This is a genomic window from Gramella sp. MAR_2010_147 (assembly GCF_900105135.1).
Taxonomy (GTDB): Bacteria; Bacteroidota; Bacteroidia; order Flavobacteriales; family Flavobacteriaceae; genus Christiangramia.
Genome location: NZ_LT629741.1, coordinates 2,639,997 through 2,665,153 on the forward strand (window position 1 = coordinate 2,639,997; position 25,157 = coordinate 2,665,153).

The following is a 25,157-nucleotide window of genomic DNA, read 5'->3' on the forward strand; positions in this document are numbered from 1 at the left end:
TTTTAACGGGCTATAAATTGGTCTGGATGAAGAAACTAAACGCTCTTATTTTTTAACAGATTGTTAGTATTTAACACTATTACATAATCATTTTTTCGTTAAATTTTAGTAAACTTGGCCTGCATTAAATATTTCAAAATTTTTATGAAGTTCCCTAAAATACTTGTTGCCTTTATTTTGGCAACATCTTCTGTGCTTACCGCACAACAAAAAGAAATTAGTCTTGAAGAAATATGGAGCGGGACGTTCCGAGAAGAAAGACTACAATCCCTGCAATCCTTAAATAATGGCGAAGAGTATGTAGTGCTGAATAATGACCGCCAAAGCGGCACCACCAGCATTGATGTATACAGCTATAAATCTGGAAAAAAGACAAAAACGCTATTAAGTAGTGATGATCTGGACAAGATCAATTCTTTTTCAGGCTTTAAATTCAGTGAAAAAGAAGATAAAATCTTATTATCTACAGAGGTGGAGCCTATTTACAGAAGGTCTTCCAGAGAAGTGTTTTACGTTTATAATGTAAAATCTAAAGACCTTATAATGGTAAGTGAAGATAAGATCCAGGAGGCTTCTTTTTCTCCCGATGCTTCTAAGGTAGCCTATGTATTTGAGAACAACATCTATATTTTAGACCTGAAGACCAGTGAAAGAACTCAGGTTACTAAAGATGGAGAAATAAACACTACCATTAATGGTATCACAGACTGGGTTTACGAAGAAGAATTTTCTTTTGTTAAAGCCTTTGAGTGGAACCCAACCGGTGAGAAGATTGCCTTCCTGAAATTTGATGAAACAGAGGTTCCGGAATTTTCCATGGATCTTTTCGGAAAAGATCTTTATCCAACCCAACAGGTTTTTAAATACCCCAAGGCAGGTGAAGCTAACTCAAAAGTAAGCCTTCATATGTACGATCTGGATTCTAAAAATTCAGAAGAAATAGATCTAGGAAATAAATACGATATAGCTTCAGGATCTTCTGAAGTTGCAGAGGAAGATTTTAGTGATTTTTACATTCCTAGAATTAAGTGGTCTTCAAATCCTATGCTTTTAAGTGTTCAGGTTTTAAACAGGCATCAAAACAATCTGGATCTCATTTTTGTAAATGCTGAAGATAACGAAGCTGAAGTGATACTGAATGAAACAGATAAGGCATATATTGATATAACAGATAATCTAACCTTCCTTGAGGATAATAGCTTTATCTGGACCAGTGAAATGGATGGTTTTAATCATATTTATCATTATGATGATAAAGGTGAATTGTTGGACCAGGTAACCAAAGGTGATTGGGAAGTGACCAATTATTATGGGTATGATAAGAAAGCTGATAGGATCTATTTTCAGAGCACCGAGAATGGAAGTGTGAACCGTGATGTTTATTCAATTAAACCGAATGGTAAAAGTAAAAAGCGCTTAACAGAAAGAACAGGAATGAACTCCGCTTCTTTTAGTGCAGACTATACATACTTTATCAATTCTTTTACCAACGTGGAAACTCCACAGGTTTATACATTGCACAGGGCAAAAGACGGAAAGCAGGTTCGTGAGATCCTTAATAACAGTAAATTATTAGAAAATAACAAGCCTTACGGCTTCTCTCCTAAAGAACTTTCCACTATAAATATCAATGGGAACGATCTGAATATGTGGACGATCAAACCTTCCAATTTTGATGAGAATAAAGAATATCCGTTGTTGATGTTTCAATATTCAGGACCGGGTTCTCAATCAGTTTCAAACTCATATTTCAGTAGTAATGATTATTGGTATCAGCTTTTGGCAAATAAAGGCTATATCATTGTTTGTATTGATGGGAGAGGTACTGGATTTAAGGGAGCTGAATTTAAAAAAGTAACATATCAGGAGCTTGGGAAGTATGAAGTGGAAGATCAGATCTCTGCGGCTAAAAAACTCGGGGAACGTAATTATATCGATTCTGAAAGAATTGGAATTTGGGGATGGAGTTATGGAGGTTTTATGTCTTCTAACGCGATCCTTAAGGGTAATGATACCTTTTCGATGGCCATTGCTGTGGCTCCTGTTACGAGCTGGAGATTCTACGATACGGTTTATACCGAAAGATATATGAGGACTCCCCAGGAAAATGCTTCTGGATATGACGAAAACTCCCCTTTAAATCATGTTGAAAAACTAAAAGGTGATTACCTGCTAATACATGGTGGTGGAGATGATAATGTGCATGTTCAAAATACTATGAGAATGGTAGAAGAACTGGTTCAGGCAAATAAACAATTTGACTGGGCGATCTATCCTGATAGAAATCATGGTATTTATGGTGGTAATACAAGACTGCACCTTTATAATATGATGACTGACTTTATACTTGAAAAACTTTAAGAATCTAACCTGTAGACATGAACAAAGCTAAAGCAATTGAAAATCAGAATGAATTATTTGGTCATCCGGTAGGTCTTTATATCCTGTTTTTCACAGAATTATGGGAGCGTTTTTCCTATTATGGAATGCGTGCATTATTTACCTTGTTTTTGGTAGCTGAAACTACTGCAGATAATCCCGGATTTGGATGGACAAATCAGGAAGCATTGGAACTTTATGGATGGTACACCATGTTGGTGTACGTTTCTTCTATCCCCGGTGGTTGGGTTGCAGATAAATTATTGGGTCAGAAGAAAACGGTATTACTGGGAGGTATTCTTCTTTGTATTGGTCACTCGGTGCTTGCCTTCGATTCTGAAATGACCTTCTATATTGGATGTTTATTCATCATTCTAGGGGTTGGTGGTCTTAAGCCTAATATTTCTTCTATGGTTGGTGGTCTCTACAAGCAGGGAGATGAAAGAAGAGACCTTGGTTTTTATATTTTCTATATGGGAATTAATATTGGTGGTTTTCTTGCACCTATCGCCTGTGGTTTTCTTGCTCAGAAATATGGATGGCATTGGGGATTCGGTCTTGCAGCGATTGGGATGTTTCTTGGACAGGTAGTTTACATGTGGGGTCAAAAACACCTGAAACATGTAGGGAACCTTATTTCAAGAAAGAATGAGGCAGATAAGGCTATTCTTGATAAACCACTCACAAGTATTGAAAAAGACAGGGTAAAGGTTTTATTACTTTCTTTCCTGCTAATTATACTTTTCTGGGCTGCATTTGAACAGGCCGGAGGATTAATGAACTTATACGCACAGCAAAAGACAGATCGTACGATACTTGGATTTACGGTGCCGGCATCATGGTTTCAGTCCATTAATTCATTCTTTATCATTACCCTGGCAACGGTAGTGGGATCATTCTGGTTCAAATGGAAGAAAAAAGGAAAAGAAGCTTCTTCTATTTTTAAAATGGCAATGGGAATTATAATTATGGCCGTAGGATTTGGTTTTATGAGTATGGCTTCAGTTCAGTATGAAGAAACGGGATCATCAGCAATGTACTGGCTGGTTCTTGCGTATTTGTTTCATACGATAGGGGAACTTTGTGCTTCACCGGTATCCCTTTCATTTATAACAAAACTTGCTCCTCTAAAATATGCTTCGATCATTATGGGTATGTATTGGGCAGCAACCGGTCTTGGTAATAAAGTAGCCGGATTAATTGGCGAATCTGCCCAGTCTTTAGGTGAATTTGAAGTGTTTACTGGTATAGCAGTAGTTTGGACATTGATAGGTCTTATTGTAATTCTTTTACTGAAACCACTAAAAAGACTTACACACGGAGCTGAAGATGCTACAATGGAAGAAGGAATCCCTAAAGAGACTACAGTTGAATAACCTTTAAATCTATACGCAAATGGATATCACATTATGGATAATGATCATTGGGTGGGTATTTGTACTAATCTGGGTACCCTTTATTATATACACTAATAAAAAAGCTCATCCCAAAGCATTATTTGTGCTGTTCTTTGCTGAGATGTGGGAGCGTTTTTCCTATTATGGAATGCGGGCACTTTTGGTACTTTATATGACCAAGGTTCTTTTTATAGATCTCGCCCAAAATGTAGCTGAAACCCAGGCTTACGGGATTTATGGTTCTTACACGGCAATGGTTTATCTGTTCCCGGTTTTAGGTGGTCTTGTAGCAGACAGGTTGCTAGGATTTAAGAAAACCATCATCTGGGGAGGCCTCTTAATGTCTCTAGGACATTTTACGCTGGCTCTACAAGGAATTGAAGGGCTGGAAGGGAATATGCCTTTCTTTTTCGCTGCACTTGCTTTGATCATCGTTGGAAACGGATTTTTCAAACCGAATATTAGCTCATTTCTGGGAACTTTTTACGAAACCGATGATCCCAGAAAAGATGGGGCATTTTCCATTTTCTATATGGGTGTGAATATTGGCTCGTTCCTCGCTACATTAACCTGTGGGTATGTTGGGCAGCAAATTAACTGGCACTATGGATTTGGACTTGCGGGTATTGGAATGCTGTTAGGCCTGATAGTTTTCTATTTCGCTTCTAAGACGGATATGCTCCAGGGTAAAGGAGGACAGCCGGAAGAAGTGACAAGGGGAGAAAGAAAATTTTTAGGGCTAAAACCAGATTATGGCGTTTATATAGTTTCTCTTTTAGCGATTCCTGTATGTGCCTATATGCTGGATCTTGATGAAGTGATGTCTGGCGCTATGATCGTTATATCACTATTGATCATTGCTTATTTATTATATCAGGCATTATCAACTAAAGATAGAGTAGAAGGGCAGAGATTGCTAGTAGTGATCGTATTATTCTTCTTCCATGCTATCTTCTGGGCACTGTTCGAGCAGGCAGGAGGCAGCTTAACAATTTTCACAGATAAGAATGTAGACAGGTTTGTTGGAGGGACAGAGATTCCTGCTTCGATATTTCAAAGTTTAAATCCGCTTTATATTATGCTTTTGGCGCCGGTATTTTCCTGGATGTGGTTAAAACTTAATAGATCTGGTAAAGAGCCAAGTACTCCCATGAAATTTGTGCTGGGACTTACTCAGTTAGCACTGGGTTTTGGAGTGATTGTTTTAGGGGCCAAATATTTCGCTTCGGGAGATGGACTTGTTTCTATTGCTTTCCTGGCATTAATGTATTTGTTGCACACTACAGGAGAATTATCACTTTCTCCAATTGGACTTTCTATGGTAACCAAACTTTCACCTGCCAAGGTAGTTGGTTTTGTAATGGGAGCCTGGTTCCTATCTATAGCCTTGGCAAATAAAATGGCAGGTTTAATTGGAACTTTGACGACTAATGAAGCCGTAACAGATGATACACCGGCCTCGGTCACTCTCGGGATATACTCCGATACTTATTTGATATGGGGATTCTGTGTGGTGGGAGCCGCAGCTTTAGTTCTTTTATTACTTGTACCAATATTGCGTAAATGGATGAATGGAATTCATTAAATTTGGGAATGCTTTTTGCATTTTCTTATAAAATTTAATGAAATGAAGAAACTACTCCTTTTAACTTTTATAATTTTCGCGACTTCAGTTATTCAGGCTCAGGAAATTAATTGGATGAGTATGAATGATGCGCTGGCTGCTCAAAAGAAACAGCCTAAGAAAATTTTTGTAGATGCCTATACTACATGGTGCGGTCCCTGCAAAATGCTGGATAGAAATACTTTCTCTAATAAAGATGTGATTCAGTATATAAACAAGCATTACTACGCTGTGAAATTTAATGCAGAAGGTGACGAAGTGGTCAATTTTAAAGATAAGGTATTTAAGAATCCTAATTTTGACCCTGAAAAAAAGACAGGAAGAAATGCAGTGCATGAATTTGCCATTGCTATGGGTGTAAGTGCGTATCCTACGATGGTCTTTTTTGATGAGAAAGGAGGGTTTTTAACTCCGGTAAAGGGTTATTTAACTCCTGAAAAACTGGAGATCTTTTTGAAGATATTTGCTACTGATGATTACAAAAAGGTGAAAACCGATGAAGAATGGAAAAAATATCAGGAAGAGTTTGAAAATACTTTTTCCAGCTAAACCTATTCTTCTATTTTATAATGTATGATCCCTTTTCACCAGTATGGTAAAAAGGGATTTTTTTATGCAGTGCTGTTTCTTTCCATCTATTTACATAAGAATGATAATTACTTCCATCAGCGATAATTTCTTTCGGTTTTAATTGGTCGATCAATCTTTCAAGATTCACTTTTGGGGAATTTCTTAGAATTAAAATTTCAGGATAAAAACCTTGGATTTTATAATTCCGGCTGGTATCAATTACGAGACTTAATTTACTTGAAAGATCAATAACATCAGGGATTCGCTTGTGTTGAATATTGTTTATTCTTCTTTCACGAATATAGTCGCTTAGAAAATTGCTAATTGTATCTTCTTCAGAATAGATATTTAATCTCCCTTTGTTCTTTATGCCAATAACCGATTTCCTGGTGTGGTGAAAAATCACTGTTTCAGAAATTGGTGTGTTCTTTTTATCAAAATAGGTGGATAATTGAAAACACAAAATGCAAATTAAAAGGAAGCAAATACGATGAAAACTTACTTTTCTAATAGTGAAAAATATCGCCAGAATTATTAGATAAAGTGAGAGTGTTTGGAGTAGGGTTATATGAATATTTGTAAAAACCATAGATTTTATTCCTGCAATCCATGCTACAAATTCATTTAGGAGTGTTAGAGAACTATTAAAGCTATTCACCAGGAATAATGGCAATAATTTAATGGAAGCTAGAATGATAATTAAAATTCCCAATGCCAGGATAATCCCCAGAAAAGGAAGGATTACCAGGTTGGAAAGCAGGAAAAGACCGGGAAACTGATGAAAATAATACAGACTTAAAGGAATCACTCCGATTTGCGCAGCGAGACTGACAGACGCAAGTTTCCAGAAATAGTCGACGAATTTTGAATTTACCTTTAGTAGCTTATAAATTGCCGGCTGAAATGTTATAATGCTAAAAACCGCCAGATAACTTAGTTGAAAGCCTACCTGGTAAAGGAAATAAGGATTTATTAAAAGGAGAACAAAGAGCGATAGAAAAAGACTATTTAGGACGCTTGTTTTCCTTTTCATCTGAAGTCCGACTGCAATAAACGAGAACATGGTCACAGCTCTAACCACAGAGGGACTCAATCCTGTTAATATTGCGAAACTCCATAGCAAGCTTATTAGTATACATATTTTGATGAGCCTGCCATATTTAATCCTTTCTAAGCCCTTAAGAAGAAAATTCAGGATTAACAGTAAGATCCCTATGTGCAGACCGGAGATTGCTAAAATATGAATGGCCCCTGCCGCGGCGTAATTTTGATAAAGGCTATTGTTGATCTCTCTTCTTTGTCCCAGGATCAATGCCTGAAATACGGCTAGTTCATCTTTACCAAAATGATGCTTTTTTAGTTCTGAAATTAGTTGCTCTCGTAATTTCCAGGATCTGGATATAATAGTATTGGTTTCAAAATCTCTGATTTCTATCCTTGAAATATCTGTATTTATTTGTCCTTCCACCTGTAGTTTACTTATGTAGTCTCTATAACTGAACTGAAAGGGATTTAAAGGAGCTTTAATCTTTTTAGGAGACCATGGAAGTAAAAGTTGCATTCCTGGTTCTAACATCGAAATGCTGGCAGAATCTACTTTAAGATTGAGTAGTATCTTTCCTTTAATATTGAGCTTTTCCGTTTCAGAAATTAAATTTTCTGCTTCGAGTATAAATCTTTGGTAAAACGCAGTGGGTTTTAATTCTTCTGAAACCCTGGCAAAAAGAATTGTTTTTTGATCCTTTTCAACATTTTGATTTATATAATGCTCTTTCTGATTCCTGGGAATACTTAAATAAGTAACGCAATAGCCAAGATAAAATATCAGTATAAATGAGGTGATTCCGAAGAAGGTGCCAGGAAAAATCGTCTTCCTCGCTATAAAGTATGCTAATAGGAATAATGAGAGAATTAATACTCCGGAAATTAGAAGTATCTGCAGTTGTAGCTGTAAATAAAAAGCCGCGAGTATCCCTAAAATAAGATAGAATGATAGTCTTAGAAATATAAATCGAAACTCCTTCAAAGATTGAATTTAGCCCTCTGAAGATATAAAAAAATCAAATCACTCGCCTGGCCATGACAAAATTTTTATACCAATAAGTTTCTGATAATGAGGATATAATAACGCCTTTGGAGGTGGATGAATGTATAAAGTATATCCCGTCATCATCGATCTCTACCACAAGGCCTACATGATTTATTACTTTCCGGTTCTTATTAGTTTCAAAAAAGAGAAGATCCCCCACGTTAACTTCTTTTAGATATAGTCTTTTGCCTTCTAGTGACATGGCTCTGGAGGTTCTGGGGAGTGAAATTCCTTCTTCAAGAAATGAAACATAGATAAGTCCTGAACAGTCCATTCCTTTTTTATCGGTACCGCCATATTTGTACTTTGTTCCTTCGAATTTTTTGGCAGTCCTTACCACTTTATTAACGGTTTTGTCTTCAGATTCTACTGAAGGAGTACGGTCATATACCTGCGTAACTTTTTCAGTTCTACCTGCTTCTTTTTTTGTGGTAACCACTCGGGAACGCGATGATCCACACGAAGCAAAAAGAAAGATACTGAATATCAAAATGCTCGATTTTAACAAAACTCTTCCCATGATACTATCATTTGATATTATTATAGATCAATTCTGCGGTTTTATTACTGGCGCCTCTGCCTCCCAGTTTTTTTTCAAGTTCAAAATAATCTTCAAAGATCCTTGCGCGATTGGATTCATCCAGAATTTTATGTAATTCGGTTTTTAAATTTTTAGTATTAAAATCATTCTGGATCAATTCTTTTACCACCTCTCTATTCATGATGAGGTTCACAAGCGAAATAAAATCAAGATTAATGATTCTTTTCGCGATATGGTATGAAATAAAACTTCCCTTGTAGCACACAACTTCCGGCACCTTAAATAAGGCGGTTTCCAGCGTGGCAGTTCCAGAGGTAACTAACGCAGCATGGGAAATACTTAGTATATCGTAAGTCTTATTCATGATAAGACTAATATTGGATGTTTTAATAAAATGCTCGTAAAAATCTTTATCCTGACTAGGTGCACCGGCAATTACAAATTGATACTCTCTAAATTCCGAGGTCACACTGAGCATTACATTCAGCATTTTCTCAATTTCCTGTTTCCGGCTACCCGGGAGTAGTGCAATTACGGGGCGCTTGTCCAACCCGTTTTCTCTTTTAAAAGTTGTGATATCTACCTGGGGACGGCTGTCTATAGCATCTAGTAATGGGTGCCCCACAAAATGAACAGGGAAATCGTGCTTTTTAGTGTAAAAATCCTTTTCAAAAGGGAGGATTACATACATCTCATCTACATCCCGTTTGATCTTTTTAATCCTGTTTTCTTTCCATGCCCAGATTTGCGGAGAGATATAATAATTGGTTCTGTAACCTTCTTTCTTTGCCCATTCGGCGATTCTCATATTGAAACCCGGATAATCTACAAAAATGATCACATCGGGATTATACGTTTCAATATCTTTCTTGCAGAATTTTATATTTCTGAAGATGGTTTTCAGGTTCATAATTACTTCAGAAAACCCCATAAAGGCTAATTCCTTGTAATGTTTTACCAGGATTCCACCCTGACTTTCCATTAGGTCGCCACCCCAAAACCTGAAATCTGCATTTTCGTCAACCTCTTTTAAAGCCTTCATTAAATTAGAAGCATGGAGATCTCCGGACGCTTCACCTGCAATGATATAATATTTCATTTTAAAAGAATTTGAAAATAGCGACGGCCACAGCAACACACACAGTTGCCAATAAAACCCCACGTGCATGATAGTTTTGTTTCTTCTTCAAAAAGACAAAAAATGGCAAAAAATTAAGAATGGCTCCCAAAGCTATTATTTTTCCTAAATAATCATTTTCAACGGCATTTTTCAATGTGGTATCTATTTCAGCATTAGAAAGAAGGGTGATATACAGCAGTACCCCTGCGATGTTGGCGGCAATCCCTGTTAAGAAACCAGTAAATACGTTCTGTTTAATCATTGAGAGACCAGCTGCTTAAATCTTTCATAAAGTGATGCGCGGTAAGATCAAACTGAACCGGGACCACAGAAACATAGCCATCTTCCAGTGCTTTTTCATCGGTGTCCTCCCCTTTGTCTTTATTAACAAAAGTTCCGGTAAGCCAGTAGTATTCACGCCCCTGCGGATTTGTTCTCTTATCGAATTCTTCTTCCCAATGTGCGTTTGCCTGTCTGCAGACTTTGATTCCCTTAATATCAGCTTCTTTTAATTTTGGAATGTTTACATTAAGAACAACTCCTTTTGGAAGTCCGTTTTTGAGAACGTTGCGCGTAATGGTTTTAATGAATTTCCTTGTAGGTCCAAAATTGGCATTTAGGGAATAATCAAGTAAAGAGAAACCAATGGCGGGAATACCCTCTATGCCTGCTTCTACCGCAGCACTCATGGTTCCTGAATATATAACATTAATAGACGAGTTAGAGCCGTGATTAATTCCGCTTACACAAAGATCTGGTTTTCTTTGAAGGATCTCCTGAGTGGCAATTTTCACGCAATCTGCGGGGGTGCCAGAGCAGCTATATTCTTTATGCTTATATGATTCCTTTATAGTGACCTGTTCACAAAAGAGGGTGTCACTTATGGTAATTGCGTGACCCATTCCGCTTTGTGGACTATCTGGAGCAACCACGATCACATCACCCAGTTCTTTCATCACTTCTACAAGAGTTCTTATTCCCGGCGCAGTGATACCGTCATCATTAGTTACCAGGATAAGCGGTTTTTTCTTATTCATGCATCATTATTTGGTTCTGCTAAAATAAGAATTTAAATAAGGAAAGCTTATATTAGTACATTGACAAATTAGTGTGTGCGATTTAACTCATTGGCACAGTTTTTACTACAATAATAGTAACCAAACGATGACGAAATTAAAACGAGTTATGAAAAGGAATTTTAAAATTTTAGCGGTTGTTCTCTTAATGGCCGCGGCTTCTTGTAGTTTTACTACCAAGAAGTTTGAAGACCCCAACAAAGATAAACTACTTATAGACTTAATCACCTATGTTCTTAATCAGGGGCATTATGATGCAAAAGATATAAATGACAGTTTTTCAGCTAATGTCTTTGAAGACTATCTGGAAGGACTCGATCCATCCAAGCGTTTTTTCTACAAAAAAGATATTGAAGAATTTGATGCCTTTAAGCAAAAACTGGATGATCAGATTAAAAGCAAGAATATAGATTTCTTTAATCTTACTTATGGTCGTTTAGGCGATCGAATGGAAGAGGCAAGATCACTTTATAAAGAAATTCTTTCAGAACCTTTTGATTTCACCGAGACCGAAAAAATTAATACAGCATACGATAGTTTAGAGTATGCTTCTTCTAAGGAGGAAATGAGAAAGAGATGGAAAGAGCAACTAAAGTTCAATGCTTTAATCACTTATCACGATCTAAAACAAGACGAGAAAAATAAGAAGAAAGATGATGAGTCTTATGAAATGAAGACCGATGTTGAACTTGAAAAAGAGGCGAGAGAAACTACACTTTCTAACATAGACAGATATTATGACTTTACTGATGATCTTGAAAGAGAAGATTATTTTTCAGTATATATCAATGCAATAGTGGAGGAATTTGATCCACACACATTCTATTTTGCCCCTCAGGAAAAGGATAGATTTGATATTGCAATGTCTGGAAAACTAGAGGGGATAGGAGCTCGTTTGATAAAGGACAGTGATAATATTACCATTACGGAGGTGATTTCCGGAGGTCCGGCCTGGAGAAGTGATGGAATTTCTGAAGGTGACGTGATCCTGAAGGTGAAACAGGAAGATGAAAAAGAAGCGGTAAGCATTGTTGGAATGAGGCTTGACGATGCAGTAGATCTAATTAAAGGCCCTAAGGATACTAAGGTTACCCTTACCGTTCGTAAAAAAGTAATGGGTAATATTGAAGAAGTGGAGCTAACCCGGGATGTTATAGAAATTGAAGAGACCTATGCAAAGGCCTCTATGGTAGAGAAAGAGAATAGAAAATTTGGAGTGATTAACCTTCCAAAATTCTATTTTGATATGGAAGATTATAACAATAGAAACGCAGCTTCAGATATTAAAAAGGATATCATCAAATTGAAAGAAGAGGGAATGGAAGGCCTTGTACTGGATCTTCGAAACAATGGTGGTGGATCGCTAAAGACAGTTGTTGATATCGCCGGAATGTTTATTAAGGAAGGACCTATTGTTCAGGTTAAATCTAACGGGCAGCGCAAGGAAGTGCTTAAAGATGAAGATCCTCAGGTACTTTGGGATGGCCCACTTGTGATCCTGGTAAATGAACTTTCAGCTTCAGCTTCAGAAATTCTAGCGGCGGCAATGCAGGATTATAAAAGAGCGATCATTATTGGTAGCAAACAAACCTATGGTAAAGGAACTGTTCAAAATGTGATAGACCTTAACAGATGGCTTAGAAATAATGATATGGGAGATATGGGTGCCCTTAAGATCACTACTCAAAAATTCTATCGTGTAAATGGAGGTTCAACTCAGTTGGAAGGTGTTAAGAGTGATGTTGTAGTACCAGACAGGTACAGCTTTGTTGATATAGGAGAGAAAGATCAGGAAAATCCACTTCCATGGGATAAGATCGATGCTGCGAAATATGATATCTGGAATGGATATGTTGGGTATGACGAAGCCATAAGTGCTAGCAAAAAGAGGATGGATTCAAATAATCAGCTTCAATTAATTGAAGAAAATGCTAAATGGGTAAAAGATCAGAGTGAAGATAGAAGCTACTCTTTAAATTATACAGATTACGCTCAGGAAGCTGAACAAAATAAAGAAATGGCCAAGCAGTTTGATGCGATTAAGGACTATAAAACCAATCTTACTTATAACTCGCTTCCTTACGAAGAGGAATTGTTTACAACAGATACTATTCTAAAGGAAAAGAGACAAAGATGGCATGAGAGTCTTAGTAAAGATGTGTATATTGAAGAGGCCATTAATGTACTTTCAGATATGAAAATGAATAACATTACAAGAAATAAACTTGCCGATGTTAATGGGAAAAAGAAAGTGAAGAATTAAGAATGATCTTATAGAACAAAAACCCGGAAGTTGTTTCCGGGTTTTTTTATGCTTTAAAATATGAAAAGAAAATATATCTATCCGGTACTAATTTTAATAGTAGCAGCTATTTTATTGATGGTAGACAAGTGTTCTTAGCCTAATAAGAAAGCCTGTCAGAATCTAATTTAATAAAGATGAATAGCAAGATGGTGAATCCCCAAAGCCCGGAACCTCCATAGCTGAAAAACGGTAGTGGAATCCCTACGGTTGGAAACACTCCAATTACCATCCCAATGTTTACCAGGAAATGTATAAAGAGAATTCCTATAACAGAATATCCATAAATTCTGTAAAACTGGTTTCGTTGCCTTTCAGCAAGAATTAGAAGTCTTAGCAATAGTAAAACGAACAGGATTACAACCATGGCGCTTCCTAAGAAACCCCATTCTTCACCCACGGTACTAAAAATATAATCGGTATGCTGTTCAGGGACAAAATGACCTTTAGTTTGCGTGCCTTCGGTCCAGCCTTTTCCCAACCAACCACCACTACCAATTGCAATTTCACTTTGGTTGGTGTTATAGCCAATACCTCTGGAATCTACTTCTTTTCCAAGAACAATATTAAACCTGTCTCTGTGCCGTTGTTCAAAAACATTTTCAAAAATGTAATTTACAGAGAAGCTTAATCCTATAGAAATAGCAGCAAACAGCGTGACTAGAATTCTTCCAGGGCGTTTTTTTCGTTTCCTGAAAAACATAAGCAAGCCTAAGGCAAGAACAGTTATGCTAACCCAAACAGGTCCAATAATAAGGGTAAGAATGAATACTGCTACCGCAGACAATCCCGTGACTAAATAAAAGCCTGATAGCCCTTCTCTGTATAGAGGAAAAAAGAAAGCCGCGTATACCAATGCACTGCCGGGATCGGGTTGTGGAACTATCAATAAAGCCGGAATTGCTATAATTATAAAAGCTTTTACCTGATGGCTAAGTTGCCTGATATTGGTTTGAATATCACTTAGGTATTTCGAAAGGGCCAGTGCTGTGGCAAATTTGGCAAATTCAGAGGGTTGTAATCCAAAACTTCCAAAAGAATACCAGGAGGTAGCGCCTGAAATTGTTTTCCCGAAAACAAATAATCCTGCGAGGGACAGTAATGATACTATATAGATGATACTGGAAAAACGCTGGTAAAATTTAGCTTCTACGGAAAGAACGATAATAATAAGAAAGATGCTAAGACCTATAAAAAGTGCCTGTTTCCCGTATGGCTGATCTAAATCAAAGAAAGATCCCGAAGTACTTCCTAAAGAAGCAGAATAAATATTTGTCCAGCCAAAACAGATTAAAATTAAGTAGATAAAAATGCTTATCCAGTCAAATCCTGCTGCGCTGCTTTTACTCATTTATTGATTAATTCTGAAAGGTTCTCCACTAAGGGGTTTCGCGTACTCATCCTGAAGGCTATGGCTAAGTATCCAGTCTTCCATGTCTGTTCTGGTGATGGTGCCTTTTATGTATTTTTCGATCATTAAACTGGCAATTCTACCGGCATAACGTCCTCCCCAGTATCCATTTTCAACAAAAACAGCAATGGCGATCTTGGGATTTTCTACGGGAGCGAAGGCTACGAATATAGAATGATCTGTTAACTGTACTCTTTTTCCTCCAATTTTAGTGAAATTTTCAGCGGTACCGGTTTTTCCGGCAATTTCAATATCAGGGATTCGTAACGCAGATGCAGTTCCACTTTTATAAACCTCGTGCATGCCTTCTACCACGGGATCAAAGTGCCTGGTTTCAATAGAGGTGAAATTCTTTTTAGTGAATTTTTCTTCTTTGATGGGCTGTCCGTTCACTTCCTTAAGGATGTGCGGGGTATAGTACCAGCCTTTATTCCCTATGGTTGCAGCCATATTCGCTAATTGAATTGGCGTCATTAGAACTTCTCCCTGACCAATCGCATTAGAAATAGTAGCTGTTGCGTACCATTTATAGGTAGGATAATCATAGATTTGATTATAGTATTTAGCGTCCGGTATCTTTCCGGGCCTGCCTGTCTCAAGATCAGATCCTAAAAAGTTTCCTAATCCAAAACTCTCCAGGTGAGCGTTCCAGGTGTCCATACCTTCCTGAGGTGTAGGATATTTTTCAATAATCCGGCGATATACATTGGCAAAATAAGCATTGCAGGATTGTGCAATTCCCGGAATCATATCAAGCGGACTCCTATGGGCATGGCAACCTAGTTTTCTTCCTCTTCCGTAGGTGTAACCATGATTACAGGAGAACTTGTCATTAGTGTCTACCACGCCTTCCTGAAGACCAATTAAGGCATTTAAAGTTTTAAAAGGAGAACCAGGAGGATATTCAGCAAGAAGGCCCCTGTCATATAATGGTCTTGCGATAGTATCGTAATATAATTCGGTGAAATTAGGAGAACGTTGACGACCTACTAGTTTGGCAGGATCGTAAGTAGGAGCAGTAATAAGAGCAAGAATTTCACCACTACCAGGTTCCAGGGCTACGATACCACCTCTTTTATCTTTCATTAATCTTTTGCCATAATCCTGTAATGCAGCGTCAATAGTAATGGTTATATCTTTTCCCTTTTCAGGAAGTGTGTCATAAATCCCTTCTTTATAAGCTCCAATATCCCGGTTGAACCTGTCTTTTTGAATGTATTTCACACCCTTTACTCCACGGAGCAATTCTTCATAATAACTTTCAACTCCCGCACGGCCTATAAGATCACCAGATATATAATATGGATTTTCATTTACCTTTTTCTGGTTCACTTCTGCGATGTAACCAAGAACATTGGCACTATGATCCACCTGGTAATCCCTCAAAGATCTTTTCTGAATATAAAAGCCTTCATAATTTCTCATTTTCTCCTGGAGAATGGCGTACTCACTTTTTGTGAGCTGCGGAATCACTACCGAAGGTAACATTGGAGAATAAATACGGGCTTTATCAAGTTTTTTTTCTAAATCTTCCCTGGAAAGATTAAGAATATTGCAAAATTCAGTAGTATCAAAAGGCTTTAAGTTTCGGGGAATTACCATCACATCATAAGATGGTTGGTTAGAAACCATCAACTCGCCATCTCTATCATAAATATAACCTCGTTGAGGATAATCATAGATCACTTTAATGGCGTTATCCTGTGAACGAATAGCCAATGAAGTGTCTACTATCTGCAGGTAAAATAATCTTCCAATAAAGATAATACCTGTAGTTAAAATCGTTATGTATAGCAGAACTTTTCTCATCGATATTTCTTGCTGAAAAGACTAAGGCTTAAAAGTGTTAGGATCACTGTGAATATACTGGAAAATAATGTTTTTTTCAGTATTAGAAGTATATGATTTAGACTGAACATTTCCAAGGAAAATAATACGAAATGATGTATAAGAACCATCAGGAAAATATAACTTAGTTTGGATCCAAATGGGGTGTTTGCCAGCCTGATATTTTGATGATCATAGCTTATCCCGAAAGAAAATCTCAGTAAATTGGGTCTTACAAATGCGGCTACGAGACAGGCTGCAGCATTAATTCCCCCGCTGTCTTCAAAAACATCTATGCTAATTCCCAAAAGAAAGGAGAGAAAAAGAAATAAACTTTGATTTCCGGTAAACGGATACAGAAGTATAAACAGCACATATAAATATGGATTGATATATCCCGAAAAATTGATATTATTCAATACCAGTACTTGTAGAAATACAAGAATTATAAAACGGGTGATATTTGAAAATAGCTTACTGTCCATTGCTCGGTTCCTCTAATGCCTCTACCGCATCTCTATTTATATTTTCAATTACATAAACATACCCGATATTGGTCATATCGTTAAACAGCTTTATGTTGATGGTATAATAACTTTGAGTTTGATCCAGCTTGAAATCTTCAATACTTCCAATGGGAAGACCTTTTGGGAAGATCAACGAACGGCCGCCAGTGATTATTGTATCTCCCTTTTTTAACGGTGCCTGCCTGGGGACATCTATTAATTGTACGATATTAGGGTCTTTTCCATCCCATACAAGGCTACCAAAGTGATTGGTCTGGCTTAACTGTGCATTAATCCTTGACCTGCTGTTTAAAATAGAGATCACTCTGGAATATTCATTATTTACTCTGTCTACGATTCCAACGATTCCCTGACTTGTGATAACACCATATTCCTGTTGGATCCCGGAATTTTCTCCCCGGTTAAGAGTGAGATAATTATCGATCTTTGCAAAGTTATTGTTGATTACCCTCGCGGTTCTAAACAAATAATCTCCTTCAAATGAGGTACTGTCTAATTGTTTTTCAACAGAAATGCTATCGTTGATATTAGAGATAATATTTCTTAGCTTATTATTCTCTTCCAGAAGCCTTTCATTGTATTCGTCAAGGTGGAGGTAAGTATTGATATTGTTAGACCATGAATAGATCCCTCCGGTCACGAAATTTGCAGAACTTATAAACCGGCTTTTTTGAAAAGCATGATTCTGAATGGTTAGGAAAATAGATACAGCAAGCAGGATTAAGAATAATATAGAATTCTTATTCCTAATAAGAAAATTGAAAATCTGCTGCATAAATTAAGCTTCTCCTACTTGATCAAAATTCCTTTATATCTATTCAATGTTTTCAAGGTAATCCCTGTTCCACGAACTACCGCTCTTAATGGATCTTCTGCGATATAAACTGGAAGATCGGTTTTTTGGGATAGACGTTTATCCAGGCCTCTTAGCATAGAACCACCACCGGCTAGATAAATACCGGTATTATATATATCGGCAGCAAGTTCTGGGGGTGTTTGCGAAAGGGTTTCCATTACAGCGTCTTCAATTCTTAGAATAGATTTGTCAAGCGCTTTTGCGATCTCACGGTAAGAAATATTAACCTGCTTAGGTTTTCCTGTTAAAAGATCTCTACCCTGAACGCTCATTTCTTCTGGTGGAACCTCAAGATCTTCTGTAGCTGCACCAATCTGGATCTTTATCTTTTCAGCAGTACGTTCACCAACATAAAGGTTGTGTTGTGTACGCATGTAATAAACAATATCATTGGTAAATACATCCCCGGCAATCTTAACCGATTTATCACAAACGATCCCGCCAAGGGCGATCACGGCGATTTCTGTCGTACCACCTCCAATATCTACGATCATATTTCCTTTTGGCTGCATAATATCTACCCCAATACCAATTGCAGCAGCCATAGGTTCATGAATTAGATACACCTCTTTACCGTTCACTCTTTCAGCACTTTCCTTTACAGCTCGCATTTCCACTTCGGTAATACCAGAAGGGATACAAATAACCATTCTTAATGCAGGCGTGAATAATTTCTTTTTTAGCGCTGGGATCTCTTTGATGAACATCGTGAGCATCTTTTCACTGGCATCAAAATCGGCAATTACACCATCCTTTAATGGGCGAATAGTTTTAATATTCTCATGAGTCTTTCCCTGCATCATAGCAGCTTCTTTACCAACTGCTGTGATTTTGCCCGAAGTTCTATCCCTGGCAACTATAGAGGGGCTATCTACAACCACCTTATCATTATGAATAATTAAGGTGTTTGCAGTACCTAAGTCGATTGCAATTTCTTCAATGAGAAAGTCAAAAAATCCCATAGTGTATTATAAGTATTGAGGTTTGGGTAAATGTACTAAAATTAATGTTTAAAATGGCGCGTTCCTGTCATCACCATTGCGATATTATTCTTGTTGCAATAATCTATGCTCAATTGATCTTTTATAGATCCTCCAGGCTGAATTACCGCGGTTATTCCAGAATTTCCTGCAATTTCCACACAGTCAGGAAACGGGAAAAAAGCATCACTCGCCATCACTGCTCCATTCAGATTAAAATCAAATGATCTTGCTTTTTCTATGCTTTGGGTAAGGGCATCTACTCTTGAGGTTTGACCGGTACCACTTGCACACAACTGTTTGTTTTTTGCTAAAACGATGGTGTTCGATTTTGTATGCTTGCAGATCTTTGAAGCAAATATCATGTCAGATAACTCTTCATCTGTTGGTTTGTTCTCTGTGGCCTGATTTAAATCTTCCAGTGCATCTGTCTTTAGATCTTTATCCTGAACCAAAACACCATTGAGACAGGTTCTTACCTGGTTTTTTGGAAGCTCAACATCTTTTAAAACGAGAAGGATTCTGTTCTTTTTTCCTTTTAGAATTTCCAGCGCTTTTTCTGAGAATGATGGAGCGATCACGACTTCACAGAAAAGTTTGTGGATTTCTTCAGCAGTTTCGGCGTCTATTTCCACATTACTAATAAGAATTCCTCCGAAAGCTGAAACCGGATCTCCAGCCAATGCATCTACATAAGCTTTATGTATGCTAGCACGTTGAGCCAGTCCACAGGCATTGTTGTGTTTTAAAATGGCAAATGTAGGTGCTTCTCCTTTGAATTCGTTCATCAGGTTTACGGCAGCATCAACATCTAAAAGGTTGTTATAGGAAAGTTCTTTTCCATGAAGTTTATCAAAGATATTATCAAAATCTCCATAGAAAGTTCCTTTTTGATGAGGATTCTCTCCGTATCTCAATTCTTTTCCCTTTAACTCACTTTGTTTGAATGAATTTACCTCGTTTTCTTCATTAAAATAATTGAAGATTGCCGAGTCATAATGAGAAGAAATATTGAAGGCTTTTGTGGCAAATCTTTTTCTGTCTGCTCTGCTCGTTTCTCCGTTCTTTTCATTCAGAAGTTCCAGGAATTCATGATAATCGTCTACAGAAGAAACACAGGTAACATCCTTGAAGTTTTTAGCAGCAGCTCTTATCAGTGAAATTCCACCAATATCAATTTTTTCAATAATATCCTGTTCAGCAGCGCCTGAAGCAACTGTTTTTTCAAAAGGATAAAGGTCTACAATCACAATGTCCAGTTGCGGAATTTCATACTGCTCCAGCTCTTTTACATCCCCGTCATTATCCTGTCTATTCAAGATTCCACCAAAAACTTTTGGATGAAGTGTTTTTACTCTTCCGCCTAGAATTGAAGGATAGGAAGTTATATCTTCTACAGGAATCACATTAACCCCAAGTTCCCTGATAAATTTCTCAGTACCTCCGGTAGAATAGATTGTAATATCCAAATCGTCAAGTTTCCTTACGATGGGTTCTAGTCCGTCTTTGTTAAAAACTGAAATTAAAGCAGATTTTGCTTGTTTTAATTCGCTCATTGTGTTGTGTTTGTTAAAGCAGCAAAAGTAACTAATTAAGCTAAAAATTAGAAAGTAGTATGGATGAATTCTCAATAAATTTTGTAACGAAAATTTCCTTTGTGCGTCCTATCTTTAAATCGTCCAAAAACAGCTGATTTTTATACCATGCTAATTTATTTACGCGTACTCAAAGAGAGCTTTAATTTTGCAATAAGCGCTCTTAAAAATAACCGTCTTCGTACGTTTCTCTCTTTACTGGGCGTTACCATTGGAATATTTTCAATAATTGCCGTTCTGGCTGCGGTAGATTCATTAAAAAAGGATATTAAGGGAAGTCTTAGCGCTCTTGATAATAGTACCATCATTGTGATGAGATTTAACTTTGGACCTTCTGACATTCCACGATGGAAAAGAGAGCAATTTCCAGATGTTTCTTACGAAGAATACCAGAATTTAAAGAAAAGCATGCCAGATCTGGAAGCTATAAGCTTTGCGCTTGGGATTCCTGGGGGAGCTTCATTGAAATACCGGGACGTGACCAGTGCCGGAGTTGATGTTGGAGCTGTAACGCATGAATATTATGATATTGAAGCATTTGAACTTGAGGATGGACGTTTTTTTAATGAACCCGAAGGGGTAAGCGGAGCTCCGGTAATTATTTTAGGCCATGAAGTAGCTAGTAATTTGTTCGGAGAGTTGGATCCTATGGGGAAGGAAATTAGGGTATTTGGAAGAAAAGCTACGGTTATTGGAGTTATGAAAAAGCAGGGGCAATCCCTGTTTGGAAATTCCCGGGATGGCCAGGCATTTGTGCCAGCAAATTTTGCTCGTCGTGTTTTCGGAACTACCAAAGGTACTGTATTTCCTCAAATAGTTTTAAAACCTGAAGAAGGAGTAGATAGTGATGAATTCATTGCGATTCTGGAGCAACAGCTACGAAATATGCGAGGTATAAAACCTGGCGAGATCAATAATTTTTTCGTAAATCAGTTACAGGGATTTGCAGATTTTATAGACAATATTACCGGTCAGTTAAATATCATAGGATTGGTAATTAGTGGATTTTCTCTTCTGGTAGGAGGTTTTGGTATTGCTAATATCATGTTTGTAAGCGTAAAAGAAAGGACCAACCTTATCGGAATTCAAAAATCGCTTGGAGCTAAGAACAAGTTCATACTTTCACAATTTCTGTTTGAAGCTATTATTTTATCTGTGATTGGAGGTCTCGTGGGACTTTTTGTGGTATGGCTCGTATCCATTATTGCATCGCAGTTTACCGGAGACTTTGAATTTGTACTTTCACCTTTCAATATTTTTATAGGAACGGCAGTTTCAGCGATAATAGGATTAATTTCAGGAATTATTCCTGCAATCTCTGCATCAAAACTAGATCCTGTTGAAGCAATTAGGACCGGAATGTAAAATTCTCGTTAATATTTTAAACTGTTCCCACATATATTTCCTTAAATTATTTTAAAAAGCATTAAAGTTAGTTAAATACCTAATTTACAGGGAATGGCTTGATTATCTTTAAATCAAATAGTCAGACAAAATGGGAAATGAAATTGAAAAAGATTATCTGTCATCTGTAATGCAATTAATAGCTTTTTTTGTGATCTTATTCGTTATTATCGCATTTCAAATTTAAAAAACATTGAACTACAAAGTTCAAACTTACCTACGCTATAGAAAAGAAAAGCCTCCATTAAATGGAGGCTTTTCTTTTTGTTTTTATAAAGTCTATAAAATTTCTGCAACTTTTTTATTTACCCATTCCAGAAAAAGCTCGTCCTCATGAGAAAATGGATCTTCCGAGTGACTATCAATATCTATCTGCCCAATGTTTTCCCCATTTAAAAAAAGCGGAATCACAATTTCAGCTTTCACATGAATGCTACATGCGATATAGTTATTTTGAGCTTTTACATCAGGTACCACAAAGTTTTTGTTTGAAACAGCTACCTGACCGCAGATTCCTCTTCCAAAAGGGATAATTTCATGATCTGTTGGTTCACCTGCAAATGACCTTAATTTAAGTTCTTCCTTATCTCCATTCTTAAAGTAAAATCCTACCCAGTCGTAGTAAGGAATGGATGTTTCAAGCAATTCGCAAACTTCAGTAAGTCTTTTATCTACGCTTGCTTCTTTATTTTGAAGTATATCTTCAACCTTCGGTTTTAATTTTTGAAATGGCATATTAACAATCTTTAGTGCAAAAGTATTCAATTTCTAATGTAAAGAGAGCACTTGATTTCTATAAATTTGTTAAAAACCACTACTGGAATTTGCGCAGTCTAATTAGAAAATACCGACTTGTCCTAAGATTTATTTTCATTTTTCTTGGAAGTTATTTTCTTTTTTCAAGTCTTTACAACGGGTTCCTGATCCTTTATGATACAGAAAATCCGGTTCCCGATCCCATTACACAATTAGTTGCGAGGCAAAGTGGTACTTTAATGCAGGAATTTGGATACGATAATGTAGAGGTGGTAATGCATTATACGGGTTTATCAATGAAACTGATGGTTGACGACTATTTTTTAGCCGGGATCGTGGAAGGTTGTAATTCTGCCAGTATCATTATCTTATTTTCATCTTTTATACTTGCATTCTTTGGAAAGACGGTTACCACATTGCTGTATCTTTTTGTCGGGTCGGTTATCATTTACGTGATCAATATTTTAAGAATTGTAATCTTAGCTGTTGGTATTTATGAGTATCCGCAGTACTCAGGTTTTATGCATTCCATATTTTTTCCGCTTGCGATCTACGGAACTGTTTTTATTTTATGGCTAATATGGGTTAGAATTTACTCCAGATGGAACAGAAAGTAAAAAAGAGATATCGCATTATGCAAATTGGAATATTGATATTCCTTTTAGCTGTAATTCGCCTGTTTGAACAGGACCTCTTTTATGATCCCCTCATCCTGTTTTTCAAATCAGATTATTTACTAGGGATTATCCCTCCAATGGATATGGCAAAACTCATGTTTAACCTTAGTCTGCGATTTTGTTTAAATACCATAATTTCTCTTACAATTATCTATGTAAGTTTTAGAGATATCAATATTTTAAAATTTTCAGCTGTGTTATATGGGGTGTTATATGTAGTTGCCACGATAATTTTTATTTTTCTTGTACTGAATATTGAAAGAGAACATTATCTCGCATTATTTTATGTAAGACGTTTTTTAATACATCCTATATTCCTTTTAATATTATTACCCGCATTCTATTATTACAGACTTAGGGAGTACAGAAAAAATTGAATGATAAAGGTTTTAAACCTCCATCTTACTTTTGTTAATCTGCAGCCATTCTTTAAAAGTTTGTAGCTCAGGATTAAGTGCCTTTGTTCTCTCAATATCCCTTATTCCACAAAAATAATCTTCAAAATCTGCTTTAAACTGAAACATATTTCCAAGATCATCTGCTCCGGGAAAATCGAAACTTCTATAGATCTTAGGTTCCACGGCATTGTATTTTACTTTTTTTCCGTAGACTTCTGAAAATATGTCGGCCATTTGCTGCCCGGTAAGATGTTCACTGGCTATTCCCACAGTTTTTCCTATAAACTCTTCTGAATTCTTAAAAATGGCATAGGCGGTCTTGCCAATATCTTCGGCTGCAATTCCCGGTAGTTTTTTATCCTTTAAAGGAAATGTGATGGCTAGTTCTCCATCTTCTCCTTTCTGAGGTCCCATTCCAAAATTGATAAAATTATCCCAGTAAAAGGAGGTAAGTAATAATGTGTAAGGCACCCCCGATTCTTCAAAATAAGCGTTGGCTTCTCCTTTAGCATCAAAATGAGGAACTTTATAGTCATCCATTAAGGTTGGCATACGGTCGTCATCTAAAGAGATCCACTTTCGGGTATCTTCCAGAGTAGACCATATTACATGATGCACACCGGCCTCTTTAGCGGCTTCAGCCATATTTTTTGCATGCTGTTTTTCACTTTCCGGTGAAAAATGTTCCCAAAAGAAGGTCACACAATAGGCGCCGTAAGCTCCTTTAAATACATTCACCAGTTTTTCCTTACTACCCACATCGGCCTCAACGACTTTAGCACCCAATTTTTTGAGGGCCAATGCATTTTTTGAATTACTGTCTCTGGTTAAAGCTCTTACTTTAAAATTTCCTTCGGGATCATTCAAAATTGCATGAGCTAGTCCGTTACCCTGAGCGCCGGTTGCACCAACCACCGCTATAATTTTTTTATCATCCATGGCGATATGTTTAATGTGTTAATAATCAGTATTTTAATATTATAAAATTAATGATTTACCAGATGATATCTTCTTTAATATTTGGTCATTAATCAAGGCAATCGATTAAAAGTCAGAAATATTGATGCTTGATCCCGCTGTGTAATTATTTGAAAGATTATTCCCAAATAATGAAATTTTAGAAATCCTAAATTCCTTAATTTTGCTACCTAAAGTGCTGATAATTAAAAAAAATGTACTTTTGTAAAGAGTGAAAAAAGTATTTCAACATATCATTTCTTTAAGCATGGCCTTTTTGGTGATGCTCTCTACTATGTCTTTTACAGTAGATAAACATTTCTGCGGAAACGATCTTGTTGATAAAGCGGTTTTTTCAAAAGCGAAAACCTGCGGAATGCAAATGAGTGCTGATGCTGAAGATCACTGCTGTACCAATGAAAAAGTTGAGGTAGAAGGTCAGGATGAATTAAAGATCTCTTTTGATTCTTTAGATTTTCAGCAGCAATTATTCCTTACCACATTTTCATATTCCTATTTAAATCTGTTTGAGAGTTTACCAAAACAGATCATTCCTTTTAAAGATTATACTCCTCCTTTACTTGTTTCCGATATTCAGTTGGAAGACCAGGTATTCCTTATTTGATAGTTAAATTTTAGATTTAAACCACTCTTCTTTTTAGTGGCTTCAC

At 36.8% G+C, this 25,157-nt stretch carries 22 protein-coding genes; 9 read left to right on the forward strand and 13 right to left on the reverse strand.

Going from position 1 to position 25,157, the window contains the following annotated elements:
* Nucleotides 1–144: 144 nt before the first annotated feature.
* From BLT95_RS11950 to BLT95_RS11965, 4 genes are read left to right on the forward strand one after another with little or no spacing between them, the layout of a single operon-like run.
* Nucleotides 145–2,361, forward strand: a complete 2,217-nt coding sequence (locus tag BLT95_RS11950) for a S9 family peptidase (protein WP_089666918.1) — start codon at nucleotides 145–147, stop codon at nucleotides 2,359–2,361.
* Between the two features lie 17 nt (nucleotides 2,362–2,378).
* The gene (locus BLT95_RS11955) at nucleotides 2,379–3,755 is read left to right on the forward strand and encodes a peptide MFS transporter (RefSeq protein WP_089666401.1); all 1,377 of its coding nucleotides are present in this window, start codon (nucleotides 2,379–2,381) and stop codon (nucleotides 3,753–3,755) included.
* A 19-nt stretch (nucleotides 3,756–3,774) separates the two neighbouring features.
* Nucleotides 3,775–5,361, forward strand: coding sequence for a peptide MFS transporter (locus tag BLT95_RS11960; protein WP_089666402.1), 1,587 nt, complete (start codon nucleotides 3,775–3,777; stop codon nucleotides 5,359–5,361).
* A 42-nt stretch (nucleotides 5,362–5,403) separates the two neighbouring features.
* Nucleotides 5,404–5,949: a thioredoxin fold domain-containing protein gene (locus tag BLT95_RS11965; RefSeq protein ID WP_089666403.1), complete on the forward strand. Its 546-nt coding sequence runs from the start codon at nucleotides 5,404–5,406 to the stop codon at nucleotides 5,947–5,949.
* Nucleotides 5,950–5,959: 10 nt separating this feature from the next.
* Here BLT95_RS11965 and BLT95_RS11970 read toward each other — a convergent pair whose 3' ends face one another.
* The 5 genes from BLT95_RS11970 to surE are packed head-to-tail and all read right to left on the reverse strand — an operon-like array spanning nucleotide 5,960 to nucleotide 10,757.
* Nucleotides 5,960–7,996, reverse strand: coding sequence for a ComEC/Rec2 family competence protein (locus BLT95_RS11970; RefSeq protein WP_089666404.1), 2,037 nt, complete (start codon nucleotides 7,994–7,996; stop codon nucleotides 5,960–5,962).
* A 34-nt stretch (nucleotides 7,997–8,030) separates the two neighbouring features.
* Nucleotides 8,031–8,579 (reverse strand): C40 family peptidase, encoded by a 549-nt coding sequence (locus BLT95_RS11975; protein ID WP_089666405.1) that lies wholly within the window; start codon nucleotides 8,577–8,579, stop codon nucleotides 8,031–8,033.
* 7 nt (nucleotides 8,580–8,586) lie between these two features.
* A complete protein-coding gene (gene lpxB / locus BLT95_RS11980; RefSeq protein WP_089666406.1) occupies nucleotides 8,587–9,699 on the reverse strand; it encodes a lipid-A-disaccharide synthase in 1,113 nt (370 codons plus the stop codon).
* A 1-nt stretch (nucleotide 9,700) separates the two neighbouring features.
* Nucleotides 9,701–9,982 carry a hypothetical protein gene (locus BLT95_RS11985; RefSeq protein WP_089666407.1) on the reverse strand — a complete coding sequence of 94 codons (282 nt, stop codon included), beginning with the start codon at nucleotides 9,980–9,982 and terminating at the stop codon, nucleotides 9,701–9,703.
* Nucleotides 9,975–10,757 (reverse strand): 5'/3'-nucleotidase SurE, encoded by a 783-nt coding sequence (gene surE / locus BLT95_RS11990; protein WP_089666408.1) that lies wholly within the window; start codon nucleotides 10,755–10,757, stop codon nucleotides 9,975–9,977. Before surE ends, BLT95_RS11985 begins: the two co-directional genes overlap by 8 nt.
* A gap of 148 nt (nucleotides 10,758–10,905) precedes the next feature.
* Here surE and BLT95_RS11995 point away from each other — a divergent pair, with 148 nt between their 5' ends.
* The gene (locus BLT95_RS11995) at nucleotides 10,906–13,059 is read left to right on the forward strand and encodes a carboxy terminal-processing peptidase (protein WP_172822592.1); all 2,154 of its coding nucleotides are present in this window, start codon (nucleotides 10,906–10,908) and stop codon (nucleotides 13,057–13,059) included.
* A gap of 139 nt (nucleotides 13,060–13,198) precedes the next feature.
* Here BLT95_RS11995 and rodA read toward each other — a convergent pair whose 3' ends face one another.
* The 6 genes from rodA to purH are packed head-to-tail and all read right to left on the reverse strand — an operon-like array spanning nucleotide 13,199 to nucleotide 20,255.
* The gene (gene rodA, locus BLT95_RS12000) at nucleotides 13,199–14,449 is read right to left on the reverse strand and encodes a rod shape-determining protein RodA (RefSeq protein WP_089666410.1); all 1,251 of its coding nucleotides are present in this window, start codon (nucleotides 14,447–14,449) and stop codon (nucleotides 13,199–13,201) included.
* Complete coding sequence (mrdA, locus tag BLT95_RS12005) at nucleotides 14,450–16,318, reverse strand: penicillin-binding protein 2 (protein WP_089666411.1); 1,869 nt, start codon at nucleotides 16,316–16,318, stop codon at nucleotides 14,450–14,452.
* Nucleotides 16,315–16,821 (reverse strand): rod shape-determining protein MreD, encoded by a 507-nt coding sequence (locus tag BLT95_RS12010; RefSeq protein ID WP_089666412.1) that lies wholly within the window; start codon nucleotides 16,819–16,821, stop codon nucleotides 16,315–16,317. Before BLT95_RS12010 ends, mrdA begins: the two co-directional genes overlap by 4 nt.
* The gene (mreC, locus tag BLT95_RS12015; RefSeq protein WP_089666413.1) at nucleotides 16,811–17,638 is read right to left on the reverse strand and encodes a rod shape-determining protein MreC; all 828 of its coding nucleotides are present in this window, start codon (nucleotides 17,636–17,638) and stop codon (nucleotides 16,811–16,813) included. The genes BLT95_RS12010 and mreC overlap by 11 nt, the downstream gene beginning before the upstream one ends.
* Before the next feature lie 14 nt (nucleotides 17,639–17,652).
* Entirely contained in the window at nucleotides 17,653–18,681 is a 1,029-nt protein-coding gene (locus BLT95_RS12020; protein WP_072553762.1) for a rod shape-determining protein, read from the reverse strand.
* A 41-nt stretch (nucleotides 18,682–18,722) separates the two neighbouring features.
* On the reverse strand, nucleotides 18,723–20,255 hold the full coding sequence (gene purH / locus BLT95_RS12025) for a bifunctional phosphoribosylaminoimidazolecarboxamide formyltransferase/IMP cyclohydrolase (protein WP_089666414.1): 1,533 nt from the start codon (nucleotides 20,253–20,255) through the stop codon (nucleotides 18,723–18,725).
* A 147-nt stretch (nucleotides 20,256–20,402) separates the two neighbouring features.
* Here purH and BLT95_RS12030 point away from each other — a divergent pair, with 147 nt between their 5' ends.
* Complete coding sequence (locus tag BLT95_RS12030; protein ID WP_089666415.1) at nucleotides 20,403–21,659, forward strand: ABC transporter permease; 1,257 nt, start codon at nucleotides 20,403–20,405, stop codon at nucleotides 21,657–21,659.
* Nucleotides 21,660–21,977: 318 nt separating this feature from the next.
* Here the strand turns inward: BLT95_RS12030 and BLT95_RS12035 are convergent, their stop codons facing one another.
* Entirely contained in the window at nucleotides 21,978–22,433 is a 456-nt protein-coding gene (locus BLT95_RS12035; RefSeq protein ID WP_089666416.1) for a GAF domain-containing protein, read from the reverse strand.
* Nucleotides 22,434–22,447: 14 nt separating this feature from the next.
* Here BLT95_RS12035 and xrtF point away from each other — a divergent pair, with 14 nt between their 5' ends.
* Both xrtF and BLT95_RS12045 read left to right on the forward strand, forming a co-directional pair.
* Complete coding sequence (gene xrtF / locus BLT95_RS12040) at nucleotides 22,448–23,071, forward strand: exosortase family protein XrtF (RefSeq protein WP_231896367.1); 624 nt, start codon at nucleotides 22,448–22,450, stop codon at nucleotides 23,069–23,071.
* Nucleotides 23,056–23,508, forward strand: a complete 453-nt coding sequence (locus BLT95_RS12045) for an exosortase F system-associated protein (protein ID WP_089666417.1) — start codon at nucleotides 23,056–23,058, stop codon at nucleotides 23,506–23,508. Before xrtF ends, BLT95_RS12045 begins: the two co-directional genes overlap by 16 nt.
* Before the next feature lie 12 nt (nucleotides 23,509–23,520).
* On the opposite strand, the gene BLT95_RS12050 is transcribed toward BLT95_RS12045, so the two are convergent.
* Nucleotides 23,521–24,468 carry an NmrA/HSCARG family protein gene (locus tag BLT95_RS12050; RefSeq protein WP_089666418.1) on the reverse strand — a complete coding sequence of 316 codons (948 nt, stop codon included), beginning with the start codon at nucleotides 24,466–24,468 and terminating at the stop codon, nucleotides 23,521–23,523.
* 250 nt (nucleotides 24,469–24,718) lie between these two features.
* Between BLT95_RS12050 and BLT95_RS12055 the strand changes: the two genes are divergently transcribed.
* Nucleotides 24,719–25,111: a hypothetical protein gene (locus tag BLT95_RS12055; RefSeq protein ID WP_089666419.1), complete on the forward strand. Its 393-nt coding sequence runs from the start codon at nucleotides 24,719–24,721 to the stop codon at nucleotides 25,109–25,111.
* The last annotated feature ends 46 nt before the right edge of the window (nucleotides 25,112–25,157 follow it).

What these genes read in the sequence shown, in the direction of transcription:
- BLT95_RS11960 (WP_089666402.1), top strand. Translation starts at nt 3,775, where the DNA reads ATGGATATCACATTATGGATAATGATCATTGGGTGGGTATTTGTACTA.
- BLT95_RS12035 (WP_089666416.1), bottom strand. Translation starts at nt 22,433, where the DNA reads ATGCCATTTCAAAAATTAAAACCGAAGGTTGAAGATATACTTCAAAAT.
- lpxB (WP_089666406.1), bottom strand. Translation starts at nt 9,699, where the DNA reads ATGAAATATTATATCATTGCAGGTGAAGCGTCCGGAGATCTCCATGCT.
- BLT95_RS11975 (WP_089666405.1), bottom strand. Translation starts at nt 8,579, where the DNA reads ATGGGAAGAGTTTTGTTAAAATCGAGCATTTTGATATTCAGTATCTTT.
- BLT95_RS11965 (WP_089666403.1), top strand. Translation starts at nt 5,404, where the DNA reads ATGAAGAAACTACTCCTTTTAACTTTTATAATTTTCGCGACTTCAGTT.
- BLT95_RS12010 (WP_089666412.1), bottom strand. Translation starts at nt 16,821, where the DNA reads ATGGACAGTAAGCTATTTTCAAATATCACCCGTTTTATAATTCTTGTA.
- mrdA (WP_089666411.1), bottom strand. Translation starts at nt 16,318, where the DNA reads ATGAGAAAAGTTCTGCTATACATAACGATTTTAACTACAGGTATTATC.
- BLT95_RS12050 (WP_089666418.1), bottom strand. Translation starts at nt 24,468, where the DNA reads ATGGATGATAAAAAAATTATAGCGGTGGTTGGTGCAACCGGCGCTCAG.
- mreC (WP_089666413.1), bottom strand. Translation starts at nt 17,638, where the DNA reads ATGCAGCAGATTTTCAATTTTCTTATTAGGAATAAGAATTCTATATTA.
- BLT95_RS12030 (WP_089666415.1), top strand. Translation starts at nt 20,403, where the DNA reads ATGCTAATTTATTTACGCGTACTCAAAGAGAGCTTTAATTTTGCAATA.
- rodA (WP_089666410.1), bottom strand. Translation starts at nt 14,449, where the DNA reads ATGAGTAAAAGCAGCGCAGCAGGATTTGACTGGATAAGCATTTTTATC.
- BLT95_RS12045 (WP_089666417.1), top strand. Translation starts at nt 23,056, where the DNA reads ATGGAACAGAAAGTAAAAAAGAGATATCGCATTATGCAAATTGGAATA.
- BLT95_RS12020 (WP_072553762.1), bottom strand. Translation starts at nt 18,681, where the DNA reads ATGGGATTTTTTGACTTTCTCATTGAAGAAATTGCAATCGACTTAGGT.
- purH (WP_089666414.1), bottom strand. Translation starts at nt 20,255, where the DNA reads ATGAGCGAATTAAAACAAGCAAAATCTGCTTTAATTTCAGTTTTTAAC.
- BLT95_RS11950 (WP_089666918.1), top strand. Translation starts at nt 145, where the DNA reads ATGAAGTTCCCTAAAATACTTGTTGCCTTTATTTTGGCAACATCTTCT.
- BLT95_RS11955 (WP_089666401.1), top strand. Translation starts at nt 2,379, where the DNA reads ATGAACAAAGCTAAAGCAATTGAAAATCAGAATGAATTATTTGGTCAT.
- BLT95_RS11985 (WP_089666407.1), bottom strand. Translation starts at nt 9,982, where the DNA reads ATGATTAAACAGAACGTATTTACTGGTTTCTTAACAGGGATTGCCGCC.
- BLT95_RS11995 (WP_172822592.1), top strand. Translation starts at nt 10,906, where the DNA reads ATGAAAAGGAATTTTAAAATTTTAGCGGTTGTTCTCTTAATGGCCGCG.
- surE (WP_089666408.1), bottom strand. Translation starts at nt 10,757, where the DNA reads ATGAATAAGAAAAAACCGCTTATCCTGGTAACTAATGATGACGGTATC.